We start from the raw sequence: 16,443 nt of genomic DNA, 5'->3' as shown, positions 1-16,443 counted from the left end.
CCGCGGGGGCCGAGTTCACCGACGCGGGAGCCGGAGCCGGAGTCGGCGCCTGCGCGGGAGCGGCCGCGGCCGGAGCGGCCTGGCTGTTACCGGAATCACCCGTGGCTTCGGGCGTGTAATCGGCGAGGAACTCGTGCCAACTCTCATCGACCGAAGATGGATCTTGCTTGAACTTCTGATACATCTCATCGACTAGCCACTGGTTCTGTCCGAACTGGGATGTTGAGCTGCTCACAGCAGGTGTTCGCCTCATTTCGTTCTTCGCGCTGCGACGTTTGTGACGTGCCCGGCACTTCCGTAGCGACTTGCTTGCAGGTCGCTCGAAATGGTCGGCATCAGCGTGCGCGCCGATGCGCCCTATCTGAGGATAGGCCCAGCAGCAATCCGACGGAGCCACTGACCACCCGACAACCTCACCTCGTAAAAGACGACTTGTCCGTTACCAAGAATATTCCCTCGGTTTCACGTGCCGCAGACCACAGTCGGGTATACGGTCCACCGGCGGCGAGGAGCTCGGTGTGGGTGCCGATCTCGGCGACTCGGCCGTGGTCGATGACGGCGATCTGGTCGGCCCGTGCTGCCGTGCCGAGCCGGTGCGCGACCAGGACGGTGGTCCGGCCATGGGTCAGCGATCGGCTCGCGGCGAGCACCGCCGCCTCGGCGTCCGGGTCGAGGGTGGCGGTGGCCTCGTCCAGCAGGAGCAGGTCGGGGCGGACGAGTTCGGCTCTGGCGAGCGCGATCAGCTGGCGCTGACCGGCGGACAGCCCGCGCCCGCGTTCGCCGACCGGCTGGCCCATGCCGAGCGGCAGCGCGGCGATCATGGCGGTCGCGCCCACCGCGGCGGCGGCCTCGGCGATGTCCGCCGCGGTGGCAGTCGGCTTCCCGAACGCGATGTTGCTCGCGACGTCACCACTGAACAGGTGCGCCTCCTGCGGGACGATGCCGAGGCGGGACCGGTAGTCGGTGAGACGGTAATCACGAAGATCGACGTCATCGACGCGGATGGTGCCGGTCTCGTCCTGCGGCAGGTCGTAGAGGCGGGCGAGCAGCTTCACGATGGTGGACTTGCCCGCGCCGGTGGGGCCGACGAGGGCGAGGGTCGATCCGGCGGGCACCCGCAGCGTCACGCCGTCGAGTGCCTGGATCGTGCTGCCCGGGTAGTGGAATCGCACATTGTCGATGGCGATCTCGCCGCGCAGGGTGTGCTCGATCGGTCGCGCGCTCGTCGCGTCGGCGGCGATCGAGGACGGCGTGCGCAGCAACTCGCCGATCCGGCGCAGGCCGACCCTGGCCTGCTGATACCCGTCGAACACCTGCGAAAGCTGCAGCACCGGTGCGAACAGCAGCGACAGGTACAGCGTGAAGGCGACCAGCGTGCCCGCCGTCGTGGTGCCCGCCGCCACCTCGCGCGCGCCGACGAAGATCACCGCGGCAAGCGCGACATCCGACCAGGCCATGATGAACGGGAAGAACAGCGCGACCGACCACTGCGCGCGCAGCCTGCTGTGCCGGTATCGGTCGGAGTACTCGGCGAAGCGGCGCGCCGCGACCGGCTCGTGCCGGTTGGCTTGCACGGCACGCAATCCGGTGACGTTCTCCTGGAAGTCGGCGTTCACCGTCGAGACCTGTTCGCGCGACACGGTATAGGCGGTCGACGAGAACCGGCGGAACACCACGGTGGCGACCGCGAGCGGCGGCAGCGTCGCCAGCACCACCAGTGCCAGCGAGACGTCGATCACCAAGAGCGCGACCGCGATTCCGGCGAAGGTCAGCAGGCCGATCAACGCGGTCGCGAGCCCGGTCTGCAGGAAGGTGCTCAGCGAGTCGAGGTCGGTCGTCATCCGGGTCATGATCCGGCCGGACAGCTCGCGCTCGTAGTAGTCGAGCCCCAGCCGCTGCAGGTGTGCGTAGCTGCGGATGCGCAAGCTGTAGAGCGCCCGCTCGCCGGTGCGCGCGGTGATCAGTGTCGCGGCGGCGCCGACCACCCAGCCTGCCGCGACGAGGAGGCAGCCGAGCACGGCGGCCAGCCCGAGCGCGCCCGCGTCGGTGTGCCCGACGCCGGTGTCGATGGCGTAGCGCACGATCGGCGGGAACGCGACGCCGAGGACCGCGTCGAGCAGCAGCACCGCGATGGTGGCGAGCACCAGCCAGCGGACCGGCCGCAGCAGCCTGGTCAGCCGGAACGCCGGATCGGGCAGGCGCAAGCGCTGCTCGTCCAGCCGTGGCGTTTCGGTGGCGGGCGGCAGTTGCTCGATGGTTTCCCGAAGTTGCGGTGTCTCACTGAGATCCGCCGCGGCCCTGGCGGTGGACGGGCCGCCGCCTTGGTGCGCGGACATCGGGAGGGCAGCGGAGGCGTGGCTGACGGTCGCGTGTTTGCCGATCGGTGCTGGCAGCCGGATCACCCGATCCGCGTGTGCCAGCGTGGATTCGCGGTGCGCCAGGATCAGCGTGGTGCGCTTGCTGATCGGCGGCGTTCCCGTGGTGTCTGCTGGCCCTGACTCGAATGCCGTGTAGTCGGGGAGGGTGTCGAAGATCGCGGCCTCGGTGATCGCGTCCACCGCCGACGTGGCGTCGTCGAGCACCAGGATGCGCGGCTTGGCCAGCAGCACTCGCGCCAGTGCGATGCGCTGGCGTTGCCCACCCGACAACGTCAGGCCGCGTTCGCCGACGACGGTGTCGTAGCCGTCGGGGAGCTCGGCGATGAACTCGTGCGCCGCAGCCGCTTCGGCGGCCGCCCTGATCTCGGCGTCGGTGGCGTCCGGACGGCTGAGCGCGATATTGGCCGCGATGGTGTCGGAGAACAGGAACGGATCGTCGAAGACCACGCCGATCGCACCGCGCAGATCGGTGGCCCGCAGGTCGGCGATGTCGACGCGGTCGGGCGGGGTGTCTGCGTGCGCGGGAGCCGGTGATCCTGGTGCGCCCGTGGCCGATTCGGCGCCGAACAGGCGAATATGGCCGGAATCCGGGGCGTAGAACCGGGGGAGCAGCAGCGAGAGGGTGGTCTTGCCGGAGCCGGCAGGCCCGATGATCGCGACTGTCTCGCCGGGACGCACGGTCAGATCGAGCTCACGCAGCACCGGTTGCTCCGGATCGAATCCGAAAGTGAGCGAGTCGATCTCGATGCCGAGCGGACCCGAGGGCAGCTCGACCGGTTCGGGTGGGTCGGTGACGACGGGTGCGGTGTCGATCACCTGATACACCCGGTCGGCTGCGGCCCGGGTCAGCTGCGCCATGACCAGCGCACCCGACATGATCCGTGCCGTCGCGGTCATGGTGGCGACGTACGCGGCGAACGCGAGGAACGTGCCGATCCCGATCGAACCGTGCAGCGCGAGCAGGCCGCCGATCACGATCACACCGACCATGCCCAACTGCGGAATCGCCGCGACCGTCGGCGCGAGGCGCGCATCGATGCCAACGGCACGCATCCGCTCGGCGTAGAGCAGGCGACTGTGCTGTTCGAGCACGTCGACCATGCGGGCTTCCTGCCCGAACCCCTTCACCACCCGGACGCCGGTCACCGTCTCCTCGACGTGCTGCGCCACCTCGGCGGCCCGCTGCTGTGCCGACCACGTCGCGGCGTAGAGCCGCGGCCGAATGCGATAGACCACCAAGGCAATTCCGGGCACAACGAGCAACGCCACCGCGGCGAGCGGCGGCGAAAGCCACATCATCACCACGGCCGCGAGAAAGAACTCCAACACCGCCATGCCCGACAGCGGCACCAGCGCGAGCAGGCCCTGCACCAGTTGCAGATCGGTGATCGACCGCGAAACCACCTGCCCGGTGCGGATGGTGTCCTGTCCGGCGCCGTCGAGGCGTTGCAGCGAGCCGAGCAGGTCGATGCGCAGCGCATGCTGCACGTCGAGGGAGAGCTTGCCCGCGAGCAACCTACGCCCGAACCCCATGCCGAACCGCGCCACCGCCAGCAGCAACAGCAGGCACGCGACCACTCCGATCACCGAGGTTTCGCCGATGCCTGCGGCATCGACGGCCCGTTTGATCAGCAGCGGCCCCGCGATTTCGACGACAGCACCGCCGAGCACCGCGACGCCGAGCCCGGTCAGCGTGCGGGTGTGCGTCCGGCTTTCGGCCCAGAGCCGACGAATCCAGCCGGGCCCGACCGTGTCGTCCTCGGCCTGCTCGGTTCGCGTGCGCACACCAACCCCACCCATAACCATCGACGATAACGACGCCCACCGACAGGGGTTTGTTCCCTGCGGACCCGGCTTCGGCTCAGAGGTCGCGGCTGCGCAGGGCCCACCAACCGGCGCCTGCGATGCCGACGGTCCACAGCAGCAGGATCACCAGGGCGGCGGGTGTCGGGGCGAGGAAGTCGCTGTCGGGGTAGGAACCGACGGCGACGGCGCTGAGGGTGGCCGAGCCGGGGAACAGGCTGACGAAGGCGGACGCGCCGATGCCGTCCGCCACCAGCCAGCACAGCGGCTCGATGAGGACCAGCCAGCCGACCACCAGCCAGATCGCGTTCGACGACGAACGAAGCAGCAGACCGAGACCCGCGCCGATCAGCGACCAGCAGACCACGGCGAGCAGCCCACCGCCGAGCACACCGAACAGATTGAGGCCGATCTCGAATTTGCCTCGGCCGAAACCGAATAGGGCCACCAGCGCGCCGACCTCGACGGCCAGCGCGGTCGCCAGCGCGAACCCGGCGGTGACGAGCAGCTTCGCCGCGGCGAGCCGGTCACGGTCGGGGGCGAACAACGCGGTCACCGGCATGGTGTGGTGCCGGTACTCGCCACCACTGCCGAGCGCGCCGAACAGGACGGCCGCGACGGCCGCCGCGGCAAGCCCCGCATAGAGCCCGAGCGTCGCGGTGCCGGTGACGGGCTGGCCGTTCGGATCCGGCTTGCCTGCGGCGATGGCAGTTGCCGTGCTGCCGAGGAGCGCGACCAGCAGCGGCAACCCGGCCAGCGTCCGATTCGGCCGCAGCGTGGTGACCTTGCGTACCTCGGAGTTGAGGGCGGGCACGAGGTCTGCGGGCAGGATGGTGATCATCGTGGGATTCCGTAAGGCGTCGGTTGCGGAGTCGCCCCGGCGAGGCCGGCGTAGGGCGCGGCGGGAGCCTGGGGTTTGGTCAACGAGGCGAGTACCCGATCGGGATGGATCACGTCGGGGATAACGCTGTCGAGTCGCACCTGTGCCGCCGCGGCGGCGGCTCTGATCTCGGCTTCGGTCGCCTCGGCGACCGCAAGTCGTCCGTCCGGTCGGATCACTGCGTCGGTGAAGCCACGCGCGGCCAGCGTGGTCGCCAGCGCGATCGGCGTCGACGCCGCGACGACCAGCCGGTCCGGGTGACCGCGCCGTAGTCGAGCAGGCGTGCCCTGATACACCACCGAACCCTGGTTCAGCACGATCACACTGTCCGCGCCAGGCAGCACCGCCGCGAGGCTGGTGCTTGTCACCAGCGCGCTGCCGCCCCGCTGGGCATGCTTGCGCAGGAAGTCTTGCAGCCAACCGCGTTCCGCGCCGTCGAGACCCTCCATCGGTTCGTCCAGCACCAGCAGCGGTGGATCGCCGAGCAACGCGGTCGCCAAGGCCAGCCTGGTCTGCTGTCCTGCGGACAGCGCAGCGCCCTTCGTGTCGGCTTCGGTGTCGAGTCCGACGATCGCGAGCACCTCGCCGACACGGGCGTCGGGCACACCGGCGGCCGCCGCATACACCTGAAGCTGGTCGCGGGCGGTGCGGCCGGGATGGATGCCGCGTGGCGCGAGCACGCCGCCGACCACGCGCGCGGAACTGCCGCCGGGATCACCGCCGCCGCGGTGCGTGCCCGGCCCGGCGACCGCCGCGCTGCCCGTTGTCGGTTCGAGGAGCCCGAGCAGGATCCGTGCGATGGTCGTCTTGCCCGACTGTGGCGGCCCGACGAGGGCGGCGGTGCTGCCGGACGCGACCGTGAAGCTCACGTTGTCGACGGCGGAAACCAGGTCGTATCGCTTGCTCAGCGCTCGAACGGAGAACGCGAGCCCGGTGCGCGCCGCGCTCACTGCGGCGTGGCCGGCGGTTGCGGCTTCGACGGGTCGATCGCGGTCAGCGGGTCCGCGTCGATGATGAGGTGCCGTGCGGCAGGCCACACCACAGGAGCAGGCCCGAATGCCTTGCGCGCGTTGCTGATCGTGGTCTTGCCCATCGCCCGGTTGCCGACGCCGCCGATCACCGCGCCGATGCCTGCCGGGACCACCTTGCCCGCCATCAGCGCGGCGCGGCGGGTGATGAACCGGATGATGAACCGCTTGAGCAGCGAGTCGTTCATGGACGAGAGCCCGGGGATGCGGTTGGCGAAGACCGTGCCCCAGTTCTTCGCCGAGGTGCCGACCGTCTTCTGCACGATCTCCATGCCGCTCTCGCCGAGCACGACCGCGAGCACCAGCGCGCGGCGCTGCTCCTGGTCCTCGGGCGAGATGCCGTGCACTGCCGCCACCGCGAGGGTGAACAGCGCGGAGATCTCCAGGAAGAAGGTGGTCTCGGCGCTGACCGCGGCGATGGCCGCGACCGTGCCGACGCCTGGCACCGCGGCCGCCGCGCCGACGGCGCCGCCGCTGCCGGTCACCGCGAGCAGGTACTGCTTCTCGAGGCGCTCGATGACCTGCGCCGGTGTTTCGTCCGGGTGGGAGCGCCTGATCCGGTCGACGTACTTGGCGACCGCGGGCGCCTGCAGGCGAGACCCGGTATCGAGCAGCTGAACCACCGTCTTCTCGAACGCGCCTTTGAACATCGGCGGCACCCTCCTCTTCGGTCTGCTGAGTTGAACTGTAGGGCACCGTCTACGCAACGGCCGTCAGCTCATCCTGACAACGAAGTACCCAACCTGATCGGTTCCACTAGTCCGGTTGGTGCGTCGCGGGGACGCGTTCGGACAGCGGCGGCGGGGGCGGCGGGGTCCCGTCGCCGAACGGGCGGCCGCCCAACGCTTCCCGGCCGTGCGGGGTCAGCCAGTTCGCCAGGTCAGGTCCCTTCGGCACGATGCCGGTCGGGTTGATGTCGCGGTGCACCACGTAGTAATGCGTCTTGATCTGCGCGAAGTCGGTGGTGTCGCCGAAGCCCGGTGTTTGGTAGAGGTCGCGCGCATAGGCCCACAGCACCGGCAGCTCGGACAGTTTCGACCGGTTGCATTTGAAGTGCCCGTGATAGACGGGATCGAAGCGGGCCAGCGTGGTGAACAGCCGGATGTCGGCCTCGGTGATCGTGTCCCCGACCAGATAGCGTTGTGTGGCAAGCCGTTCCGAGAGCCAGTCCAACCGGCTGAACAGCCGATCGTAGGCGGTCTCGTAGGCGTCCTGCGTTCCCGCGAAACCGCATCGGTAGACGCCGTTGTTGACGTCGCGGAACACCGCGAGGCTCACCTCGTCGATCTCGGTGCGCAGCGCTTCGGGGTACAGCTGCGGTGCGCCCTCCCGGTGGAATGCGGTCCACTCGGTCGAGAAGTCGAGGGTCATCTGCGCGTAGTCATTGGTCACCACCTGCCCGGTCGACACCTCGACCACTGCTGGCACGGTGATGCCGCGCGGATAGTCGGGGAACCGCGCCAGGTACGCGTCGCGCAGCCGGGGAATGCCGAGCACCGGATCGACTCCGCCGGGATCGAGGTCGAAGGTCCAGCTGAGCTTGTCGTGCGTCGGCCCGCACAGGCCGAGCGAGAGCACGTCCTCGAGCCCGAGCAGTCTGCGCACGATCAGCGTGCGGTTGGCCCATGGGCAGGCCCTGGCCGCGACCAGCCGATAACGGCCGGGTTCGACGGGATACCCGTCGCGGCCGTCCGCGGTGATCCGCGTGGTGATGTAGTTCGTGTCCCGCTTGAACTCGCCGGGCTCGACGTAGGAGCCGCTTTCCACCGACTTGGTCACCCGGACAGTTTGGCAGATGCAGGTCTTAGTCTGGCGGGATGAATGAAACGAAGGCCACCCGCCTGGAGCGTGCGACCACCGACGGGGGCGCGGAAGTAGCGACCCTGACGCTGGCCAATCCGCCGCTGAACCTGTTCGACCAGGGGATGCTGGATGCCCTCATCGAGGACATCGCCGAGCTGTCGGCGAACCCGCCGCGCGCGCTGCTGCTGCGTGCCGAGGGCAAGGTGGTGTCCGGCGGCGTCGATGTGCACGTCTTCGACGGCTTGTCGGTGGAGCAGGGCGCCGAACTGTGGCGCAAGCTCTTCGCGCAGATCATTCATCCGCTGGAGACGCTGCCGTGTCCGGTGGTGTTTGCCGCGCACGGGCTGACGTTGACCGCTGCCTTCGAGATGGCGCTGGCCTGCGACATCATTCTCGCCGCGCCGAAGGCGAAGTTCGGACTGGTGGAGACGGTGGTCGGCTTGACGCCGTCGATGGGCGGGCCGCAGCGGCTCGCCGAGCGCGCGGGATCGGGCCGGGCGCGGGAGTTCGTGATGACCGGTGACCTGTATACCGCCGAGACCATGGCGGACTGGGGCGTGGTGAACGCACTGCACGACGATGTCGATACTGCCGCAAGGGAATTGGCGCATCGCCTGGCGGAAGGCCCGACGCTGGCGCACGCGGCGACCAAGAAGATCATCGAGGCGTGGCGCTCCGGTGGTGTGGCGCATGCGGATTCGGTGACGCCGGAAGTCTCGGGTGTGCTGTTCGACACCGCCGATCTCCAAGGCGCGGTGCGTAGCTTCCTCGAGGTCGGTCCAGGGAAAGCAACGTACACCGGGCGGTGAGCTGATCGGCGGCGACACACCGACGGGTGACGTTCCGGCTCGGGCCATTCCGTCGACGTTGCGGACACGGCGGACATGTCCGCCGCCTATCCGCGCCGAATCCGCGCGATACTGTGATGTGAGTCATATAGTCGCAGTGCCTGGCTGACTCGAGGGCGCGCGGAGGACGGATGTCGCAGTTGCTTGTCGAATACCCGCTGAAACGTCCGCATGTCAGTGATCCACCGCTGGCGCGTGGCGCCGACGGAGTGCTGCGCTACGGCAACCTCACACCAGCGCTCACCGAGCTGCTCGACTTACAGGTGCACGCGTTCTCGACCCGCGAGGCAGTGGTCGAGGTCGGCGGCCCGCGGATGACCTATCGGGAGCTGTGGCACAGCGCCTCCCGCATCGCGGGCGGACTGCAGGAACACGGCATCGGCTACGGCGACCGGGTCGCGGTGCACATGCCCGCCGGGGTCCGCTGGGTGCAGGCGTTTCTCGGCGCGTTGCTGAGCGGTGCGGTGCCGGTGCTCGTGCACGACGGCCTGCCGGATGCGATCGCCGAACAGGTGATCGCCGACAGCAGTGCGGATTTCGTGCTCGGGCGGGAAATCGCCCGCGGTGCCGAGTTACCCGACGGCGCCGCGTACATCGATGACGGTGCGGCACTGGGTGATCTGGCGTTGCTCAGCTACACCAGTGGTGGCCTGCTCGGCCCCGCCACGCCCAAGGGGGTGGAGCTGACCAACGAAAACCTGCTCTCGGCAATCCGTTCGGTGGTCGCCGCGCTCGATCTGCCGACCGACGGCCTGCGCAATCTGGTGTTGCTGCCCCTCGCGCACGCCAGTGGCTGCGTCGACCAGTTGCTACCGACCTTCGCGGTCGGCGGCACCGTCGTGCTGGCCAGGGACACCCGCGATCTCGCGGAAGCCATTGTGGCCGAACGGATCGACATGGTGTCCGCGACGCCGCGGATCTTTGCCGGGCTGCTGCCCGAGCTGGCCGCCATGCGCGGGGACGGGCTGAGCACCGAGGGCATCGCCAGGATCAGCAAGGCCGGGCACCGCGCCGAACGCGCCGCTGCCGCGCAGGCCGCTCCCGCCGACCTGGCTGCCGAACTGCGCGCGATGTTCCCCACCGCGCGGCAGTGGTCGGTCTGGGGCGCCACCGAGACCAGCGGTATCGGCCTCGCGGTCGACGATGCGGCCGAGTCCGCCGCGGATTCCGACGCGGTGCTCGGATTCCCGTTCGGCGGTACCGAATTGGCGCTGTGGGGACCGAAGGCGAAAGCCGGGTGCGGTGAACTACTGTGCCGTGGCCCGAACATCGCCCCGCGCTACTGGAACGATCCGACCGCAACGGCGGCGCGCTTCGCCGGAACCTGGTTCCACACCGGCGATCAGGTCACCATCGACGCCGACGGGCTGGTGCGGCGCGATCCGGCTCAGGACGAATGATGTTGTGTCCCAACGAGGGTCACTCCAGCATCCGTTCCCGCAGGGTGGCGCGCAGCTCCGGGGTGATGCCCGCGGTCGTCAGATAGGTGTCGATGTCGCCGTGTAATTCGATCATCGATTCGGTGCCGATCTTCAGATACTCCTCGCGCACGCCGAGCAGGTCGACCGAGAGCTCTTCGCCGCCGAGCAGTTTCGTCGTCATCATGGCGCGCAGGGCCGGGATGGCGCCGTTGCTCGCCATGAAGTCGGCGTGCACGTCGGGCTCGGCGACGCCGACCGCACGCAGCAGCGAGGCGATCGCCCAGCCGGTGCGGTCCTTGCCTGCCGCGCAGTGCACCAGCACCGCGCCCTCGCCCCGCACGATCGACTCGGCGATGGCGGTGATCGCGGCGTGCGCTTCGGGCAGTGCGGGGAACATGCGATAAACCTCGAGCATGTGGGCGAAGGCCGTGTCGCCGGTCGCCTGATGCGGCGGTGCCGCCGCCATGCGCGAGTCGAACGGCGTGACGGTCACCCGGACGCCCTCGGGCACCCGGTCGTGGCCGATGTGGTCGATCTCCCGCTCGCCGCGCAGGTCGTGCACGTCGCTGACCTTCAGCTGTCCCAGTGCCGCAAGGCCTGCCTCGTCGAGCCCGGTCAGCTGCGCCGAGCGCAGCAGGACACCGGGCCTGACCTTCGCGCCGTCGACGGTGCGCAGCCCGCCCAGGTCGCGGAAATTGAAGGTGCCGGACAGGAAGTACTGGTCGGCAGAGGGCGAAAGAGTCACTTGTTCAGGCTAACGGCCCGCAGCGGTCGGGCGGGTGACGTTCTCGGAACGAGCGTCGGCCCGTCAGATGACCGATTTGGGTGGTTCGACTGTGGGATCGGCCACACGATTCGAGGGTCGTCAGTACTCGCCCGTACTGTAGACAACGGCCACGTTCTCGGTCGGGCAGTACTGAGAGTGGTCCCGAGGGAGGGATTTCCGGGCAGGCCGGGGTGGTGCCCCCACCATTCCGTTTGGGTAACAAAACATTCTTTCGGTCTGGAAATACCCACTGAACCTGTTCTTAAACCCCGAAAACCCTCTACCATTGATGAACGTTGGACCGGGCAGCCTGGGGTTTCCAGCGAGATGCCCGCCATGTTCAGCGAGTCGCGCCGACGAGGGTGCGCGAGTTTCTTTCGCCGAGGGAGTCGTCGTTGAGCGTACGTACGGATATTGCAGAGGTGCGGCTACGGCCGACCATCTGCGAGGCAGTCGAGAAGGCGGCCGCCTCGTTGGATCACGGGGGTGTTCGCGCGCTTCGGGTGCTGCTGCATGCCGGGGTCAGCGCCTACTGGCCGCTGGTCAAGGCTGCGCCATCCAAGCAGGTCCAGGCCTACGAGGCGACGGTGCAGACATTGCGGGTGCGTTGGGCAGCGCAGACCGAGTGCATCGGCGACCCGACCGCGACCGCCGCCTATCGCGAGATGGACATCGAAGTCGCTGCCTTCTTGCAGTTGTGCGCGGACCGTTCGGGCGCGCAGTGGTTGGAGCCGGTCGAGGCCATCGCGGCCTATGCCGTGTCGGTACTGCAGGGCACCGTGTTGCGCTGGCTTGCCGACTGCAATGACGAGACAATGCTCGTGGTCCTCGACGATCTGGTGAGCAGCCTGGCTACCCGGGCCGCCGAAGTCTAACTATCCGCCGCCGAGGTGCGGTGACCTCGGTAAACGAGTCATCACAATTACTGGACGTTTGACCAGTTAGGTGGTTTGGTGGTTCGTATGACGGACTTGTCGCCGATTGCCGGCCTGCACGCGGCCACTGCCGAGCTCGATCCACCGCTTGCCGCTCTCGATCTGACCGCCTTGCGTGCGAACGTCGCCGACCTGGTGCGCCGCGCGGGCGGAGTCCCGGTGCGTGTCGCCAGCAAAGCTGTGCGCTGTCGCGCCATCCTCGAGGAAGTGCTCGGCGGTGAACTCACCGCAGCAGGCGGTCTCGCCGGCATCATGGCCTACTCCCTCTCCGAAGCCATCTGGCTGGTTCGTCGCGGTGCCCGCGACGTCCTGCTCGGGTATCCGACCGTCGACCGTGCCGCACTCGCCGAGCTCGCCACCGACGAGACGCTGCTCCGCTCCATCACCCTGATGGTCGATGACGTCGCCCAGTTGGAGTTGATCCGCGCTGCGGTGGGCACCGACCTGGTGCGCCCGCGGGTCTGTCTGGACGTCGACGCCTCCCTACGTATCGGCCCGCTGCACCTCGGCGCACACCGTTCACCGGTACACGCCCCCGAACAGGCGGCCACGCTCGCGGCAGAGGCATTGCGCCGCGGTTTCGACGTTGTCGGTCTGATGACCTATGAGGCGCAGATCGCGGGCCTGCCCGACAGTAATGTCGCGGTGCGCCTGATGAAGCGGGTGTCGGCTGCGGAAATCACCAAGCGCCGCAAGCGAGTTGTCGACGCCGTGCGTTCGGTGACCGGCAAGCTGGAGATCGTCAACAGCGGCGGCACCGGCTCGATCGAGGTCAGCATCGTCGATCCGGATGTCACCGAGGTGACCGCGGGTTCCGGGCTGTACGTGCCGACCCTGTTCGACCACTACCGCTCCTTCACCCCGCGTCCCGCCCTGTTCTTCGCCACTTCGGTCCTGCGCCGCCCGACGCCGTCCATCGCGACAGTGTTCTCGGGCGGCTATATCGCCTCCGGCCCGACCGGTCCGTCGCGGGTGCCGAAGCCGGTGTGGCCCACGGGGTTACGTTTGATCGGCGCTGAGGGGGCCGGCGAGGTGCAGACCCCGCTGACCGGTGCCTCGGAGCTGCGCATCGGCGACCGGGTCTGGTTCCGGCACGCCAAGGCGGGCGAGCTCTTCGAACGTTTCGACAAGGTGCACCTGGTCGAGGCCGACGGAACCAGGGTCACCGTCCCGACCTATCGCGGCGAAGGGCACTGCTTCGGCTGAGCCGTACTCCTGAAATCGGTTCTGCTACTTCGCCGCTTCTTCCTCTGTCGGATACTCGGCTGTTGTCCCGTCGAGGAACCGGACCCTGTGGTTGCCCGGCGCCGGGACAGGGGAATCCAAGAACAGGGCCAGTCGCCGAGCGAGCTCGTCCGGGTCTACCCCCATCCGATGCCGGAGTTCGAAGGTTGGGATGGCGTCCTGATCGGACAGCACTGCCAGTACGAGGTGTTCGACGCCTACGTATCCGTCTCCTCGTTCACGGGAGATCTGTTCCGCAGAGGCCAGGACTGCGTAGTACTCGGGCGTCTTCATGATCTCGTCAGCGGCAGTCACGGGTCCATCCTCTCTCTACATACCCAGGATTTCATCCCATTCGTAATAGGTGTTGCCCCACTGGTCCCGGCGACTGCTGCATATCCAGTAGCGCCAGCCCAATCCGTCATGTGTCCGGACGTTTTGTCCCTTATTCAATCGGCTACAGGACAGGGCGGGCGAGCCATCAGGTCGCGCCGTTGTCTCCGGAGGTTGGCCGTTGAAACGACAAGCGGAGTTGCTGTCGTTCGGATCGACATGACCGAACAGGCACGGTCCGTGCGTAGTGGACGGAGTTGCTTGCGCAGGTGCTACGAGTTCGGCAGAACCGGCACCGAGGGCGAGTGCAGCGACTATGAACGCAGTCGCGAACGGACGGATGATGTTCCGCATGATTCCCCCCTAGGAATCCAGGCGTAATCGGACACGGTCGTGTCCGCGATTCAGACAACCCCCGGGCTGCATCGAAACCCTAGAGGGTGTCGCTTGGAGCGTCCCAAGTCTGACATCGATCGACCAAGGCCGCTATCGAAATACGTTGCTCCAGTATCGAATCCGAAGCGGCGGGTCTCTAGTGTGGTGCGTCGAGGTCATTTGGGGCCCTCTCGACTCGGATTCGAACCGGTCCGCGGCGCGCTGTCGTGGTCAAGGCGCAAGTCGTTCGTTCAGTAGTCGATGCAAACCTGTTGCGATGCTGGGGATTACGTCGACCTGATCGAAACAAGAGCGCCTGCGCTGCTCCTCGACGGAAACAACGCCGGGCGAAGGTGCGCGGTGAAGTCCAACGCTCGCCCCGCAACGTGATAGCCAGATGAAAGTCCGGCTCTTCCTGGTGCGGAGACGACTCGACGTTCATCACGGCTCTGCCCGCTCGTCGAGAACCATCCGGCGCTCCTTGACAAGCTTGCATCTGGCACGTCGGCGAACTCGGCACCTGTCCACGCTGCACTCCAGGTGCACTTGCATCGCTAAATGGGCTTGCTCGGTTGTCATCGGCCCTGGGTCGGCGCGACACGACCATACGGGCGTGTAGCTGTTGTCGACGGTCGGCAATTCCGTTGTCGGACAACCGATGTCACGAGCCAAGCGTTTCTCTCGTTCGAGCCGCTCTTCGATCCGTTCGACGGTGAGCTTCTTGTCAGGCATTGATCGGGACCCCCTGGTCGCGGCGGTAACTGACAGCCTGTGGTTTAGCCCCCCTAAACTCCAAGTCGAAGATGTCCGAAGTCGAGTTTAGGGGGGATAAACCCGAGGCTACGCCTGCCGGAAAACAGCGTCAAGCGCCTCTAAACTCGGAGCCGTGACTGCGGATGACTTCGAACAGGTCCGGAACGACCCGGACCCTATCCGCCGTGGTCAGCGAGCCTCGGAGTTGATGATCAGGTACCAGCAGCGCGTGACAGAGCTGGCGCGACTCCGGAAGGCTGCGATCGAGGAAGCCAACCGTTCCGGGATGAGCTACGTCGAGATCGCCGAGCGGCTCGGCATCACGAAAGGGCGGATCACCCAGATCCGAAGTGAAGCACCGCGTGCCGAACGCGCCTTCTTTGGCGTCGGTCCGATCGCAATTGGAATCCCTCGACGGTTCGGGTTCGAGGAGGGCCGCGAACGGCCGTTCTTCGACGCCGCCGATCAGGCTACGCAAGAAGCAATCGAAGCAACGACTGGGCGACTTGCTTTGTCCAGTAGCCGATTTGCGATCGATCGAGATTTCGCGGAGCTTCCCGCCGGGGATGTGGTCGTCATCTGCGGGCCGAAGTCTGCTCCAATCGCACGCTCCCTGCTCAGCGACGACCCAGTCCTTAGTTTCCGACGGACCGACGAAGACGGGTGGTCGATCGCAGACTCGCGGACCAGCCAGCACTACATCTCACCCTATCGCCGCGACAGTGCGACGCGAACCGATGTCGGATACTTCTCACGACGACAAGACGGCGGTCGAATCGTCGTACATATCGCTGGCGTCACGAGCGTGGGATCACTCGGAGTTGCACGCTGGCTCGATCTGAACCTAGCCGAGGTGTTCGAGCCGTCATCAACCTTCATCAGCGGCGTGGTCGAATGCGACTTCACTGCGGATTTCACTGTCATCGATACCAGGCTGATCGCCGGTCCCTACTCGGACCGCGCATGAACATCTCCACTGCACAACTGCCAGCGCGGTCGGGTGATGACCGGGTGCTGGTGGCTGCGAATGGTGTTGTCCTGCTGGATGGAGCAACCGCGTTCGATCCGGATATGCCTTCAGCGAGTGCCTACGTCGACGTACTCGCCGAGGAACTCAACCGCCGACTCGACAGCAGCCAGGATCTTCGGACGATCTTGTCCGACGCCATCGCAGCAACGGCGAGCGTGCTGCGGCTTCAGCCGGGCCAGGCGCCGTCCAGCACAGTGTCGGTCCTCCGCACGAACCAGGGGACCGCAGATTTGCTCGTACTCGGCGACTCGCCTGTTGTGGTTGGGCGTGACGGTTCCCATGACCTGATCACTGACAGACGCATGGCGGAACTGAACTTGCCGGAGTCTGAGCGGTACAGAGAGAGGCTGGCCTCCGGGAGTGGGTACGACCAGCACCATTACAGCTTGTTGCGGTCGTTGCAGCGCCGCCAACGCGAACGTCGTAACCGACCGGACGGCTACTGGATCGCGGAGGCCGACCCTTCCGCGGCCGACCATGCGATCGTTGCCAACTATCGGCTTCAGGAGATCGACTGGATTGTGCTCGCAACAGACGGTGCATCGAACCCTCTTCGCCCCTTGAGCATTTCGTGGGCTGAAGTCGCACAGATGGACACCCCTGGCCTGACTCGCCTCCTGGCTCGATGCCAGGAATGGGAAGCGGAGGTCGATCCTTGTGGGCAGCTACAGCCACGTTCCAAGCGACACGACGACAAGTCGATCGTCGTCGCCCACGCGGTCGGGGTCTGAGTTGGTATGGATACAAAGAAGACCCCGGATCGACTGATCCGTGGTCTCGCGTGCATATATGGCCAAGATTTCCGGTGATGCTGGTCACTCGGCATGGATTGCAATGCGGTAGCTAGCAACTGAAGCTCGTCGGCG

General features: G+C 67.1%; 14 protein-coding genes. 6 read left to right on the top strand and 8 right to left on the bottom strand.

Features of this window, described 5'->3' with window-relative positions; all coding sequences use genetic code 11:
* From NA11_RS44050 to NA11_RS23015, 6 genes are all read right to left on the bottom strand, one after another.
* A partial coding sequence (locus NA11_RS44050) for a 2-oxoglutarate dehydrogenase E1 subunit family protein (RefSeq protein ID WP_174567714.1) occupies nucleotides 1–235 on the bottom strand: 235 nt, incomplete at its 3' end.
* A 178-nt stretch (nucleotides 236–413) separates the two neighbouring features.
* Nucleotides 414–4,178 carry an ABC transporter ATP-binding protein gene (locus tag NA11_RS23035; protein ID WP_069164045.1) on the bottom strand — a complete coding sequence of 1,255 codons (3,765 nt, stop codon included), beginning with the start codon at nucleotides 4,176–4,178 and terminating at the stop codon, nucleotides 414–416.
* A gap of 61 nt (nucleotides 4,179–4,239) precedes the next feature.
* The gene (locus tag NA11_RS23030) at nucleotides 4,240–5,022 is read right to left on the bottom strand and encodes an ABC transporter permease (protein WP_069164044.1); all 783 of its coding nucleotides are present in this window, start codon (nucleotides 5,020–5,022) and stop codon (nucleotides 4,240–4,242) included.
* Nucleotides 5,019–6,011, bottom strand: coding sequence for an ABC transporter ATP-binding protein (locus tag NA11_RS23025; protein WP_069164043.1), 993 nt, complete (start codon nucleotides 6,009–6,011; stop codon nucleotides 5,019–5,021). The genes NA11_RS23030 and NA11_RS23025 overlap by 4 nt, the downstream gene beginning before the upstream one ends.
* On the bottom strand, nucleotides 6,008–6,739 hold the full coding sequence (locus tag NA11_RS23020) for a hypothetical protein (protein ID WP_069164042.1): 732 nt from the start codon (nucleotides 6,737–6,739) through the stop codon (nucleotides 6,008–6,010). The genes NA11_RS23025 and NA11_RS23020 overlap by 4 nt, the downstream gene beginning before the upstream one ends.
* A 106-nt stretch (nucleotides 6,740–6,845) precedes the next feature.
* On the bottom strand, nucleotides 6,846–7,868 hold the full coding sequence (locus tag NA11_RS23015; RefSeq protein ID WP_069164041.1) for a glutathione S-transferase family protein: 1,023 nt from the start codon (nucleotides 7,866–7,868) through the stop codon (nucleotides 6,846–6,848).
* Between the two features lie 38 nt (nucleotides 7,869–7,906).
* Between NA11_RS23015 and NA11_RS23010 the strand changes: the two genes are divergently transcribed.
* A complete protein-coding gene (locus NA11_RS23010) occupies nucleotides 7,907–8,701 on the top strand; it encodes an enoyl-CoA hydratase/isomerase family protein (RefSeq protein WP_069164040.1) in 795 nt (264 codons plus the stop codon).
* A 170-nt stretch (nucleotides 8,702–8,871) separates the two neighbouring features.
* Entirely contained in the window at nucleotides 8,872–10,140 is a 1,269-nt protein-coding gene (locus NA11_RS23005) for a class I adenylate-forming enzyme family protein (RefSeq protein WP_069164039.1), read from the top strand.
* Between the two features lie 19 nt (nucleotides 10,141–10,159).
* Here the strand turns inward: NA11_RS23005 and NA11_RS23000 are convergent, their stop codons facing one another.
* Nucleotides 10,160–10,906 carry a tyrosine-protein phosphatase gene (locus NA11_RS23000; RefSeq protein ID WP_069164038.1) on the bottom strand — a complete coding sequence of 249 codons (747 nt, stop codon included), beginning with the start codon at nucleotides 10,904–10,906 and terminating at the stop codon, nucleotides 10,160–10,162.
* 416 nt (nucleotides 10,907–11,322) lie between these two features.
* Between NA11_RS23000 and NA11_RS22995 the strand changes: the two genes are divergently transcribed.
* Nucleotides 11,323–11,802 carry a TetR family transcriptional regulator gene (locus NA11_RS22995; RefSeq protein ID WP_069164037.1) on the top strand — a complete coding sequence of 160 codons (480 nt, stop codon included), beginning with the start codon at nucleotides 11,323–11,325 and terminating at the stop codon, nucleotides 11,800–11,802.
* Nucleotides 11,803–11,889: 87 nt separating this feature from the next.
* A complete protein-coding gene (locus NA11_RS22990) occupies nucleotides 11,890–13,068 on the top strand; it encodes an amino acid deaminase/aldolase (protein WP_069164036.1) in 1,179 nt (392 codons plus the stop codon).
* A gap of 24 nt (nucleotides 13,069–13,092) precedes the next feature.
* Here the strand turns inward: NA11_RS22990 and NA11_RS22985 are convergent, their stop codons facing one another.
* Nucleotides 13,093–13,401 (bottom strand): Clp protease N-terminal domain-containing protein, encoded by a 309-nt coding sequence (locus tag NA11_RS22985; protein ID WP_069164035.1) that lies wholly within the window; start codon nucleotides 13,399–13,401, stop codon nucleotides 13,093–13,095.
* Nucleotides 13,402–14,680: 1,279 nt separating this feature from the next.
* Between NA11_RS22985 and NA11_RS22980 the strand changes: the two genes are divergently transcribed.
* Nucleotides 14,681–15,514 carry a sigma-70 RNA polymerase sigma factor region 4 domain-containing protein gene (locus NA11_RS22980; protein WP_069164034.1) on the top strand — a complete coding sequence of 278 codons (834 nt, stop codon included), beginning with the start codon at nucleotides 14,681–14,683 and terminating at the stop codon, nucleotides 15,512–15,514.
* Nucleotides 15,511–16,308 (top strand): PP2C family serine/threonine-protein phosphatase, encoded by a 798-nt coding sequence (locus NA11_RS22975; RefSeq protein WP_069164033.1) that lies wholly within the window; start codon nucleotides 15,511–15,513, stop codon nucleotides 16,306–16,308. Before NA11_RS22980 ends, NA11_RS22975 begins: the two co-directional genes overlap by 4 nt.
* The last annotated feature ends 135 nt before the right edge of the window (nucleotides 16,309–16,443 follow it).

Source organism: Nocardia altamirensis NBRC 108246, assembly GCF_001612685.1.
Classification (GTDB): Bacteria; Actinomycetota; Actinomycetes; order Mycobacteriales; family Mycobacteriaceae; genus Nocardia; species Nocardia altamirensis.
Note: the sequence above shows the minus strand (reverse complement) of the source record. Positions and strands in the feature narration are given on the sequence as shown.

What these genes read in the sequence shown, in the direction of transcription:
- NA11_RS22975 (WP_069164033.1), top strand. Translation starts at nt 15,511, where the DNA reads ATGAACATCTCCACTGCACAACTGCCAGCGCGGTCGGGTGATGACCGG.
- NA11_RS23005 (WP_069164039.1), top strand. Translation starts at nt 8,872, where the DNA reads ATGTCGCAGTTGCTTGTCGAATACCCGCTGAAACGTCCGCATGTCAGT.
- NA11_RS22990 (WP_069164036.1), top strand. Translation starts at nt 11,890, where the DNA reads ATGACGGACTTGTCGCCGATTGCCGGCCTGCACGCGGCCACTGCCGAG.
- NA11_RS23020 (WP_069164042.1), bottom strand. Translation starts at nt 6,739, where the DNA reads ATGTTCAAAGGCGCGTTCGAGAAGACGGTGGTTCAGCTGCTCGATACC.
- NA11_RS23010 (WP_069164040.1), top strand. Translation starts at nt 7,907, where the DNA reads ATGAATGAAACGAAGGCCACCCGCCTGGAGCGTGCGACCACCGACGGG.
- NA11_RS23035 (WP_069164045.1), bottom strand. Translation starts at nt 4,178, where the DNA reads ATGGGTGGGGTTGGTGTGCGCACGCGAACCGAGCAGGCCGAGGACGAC.
- NA11_RS23030 (WP_069164044.1), bottom strand. Translation starts at nt 5,022, where the DNA reads ATGATCACCATCCTGCCCGCAGACCTCGTGCCCGCCCTCAACTCCGAG.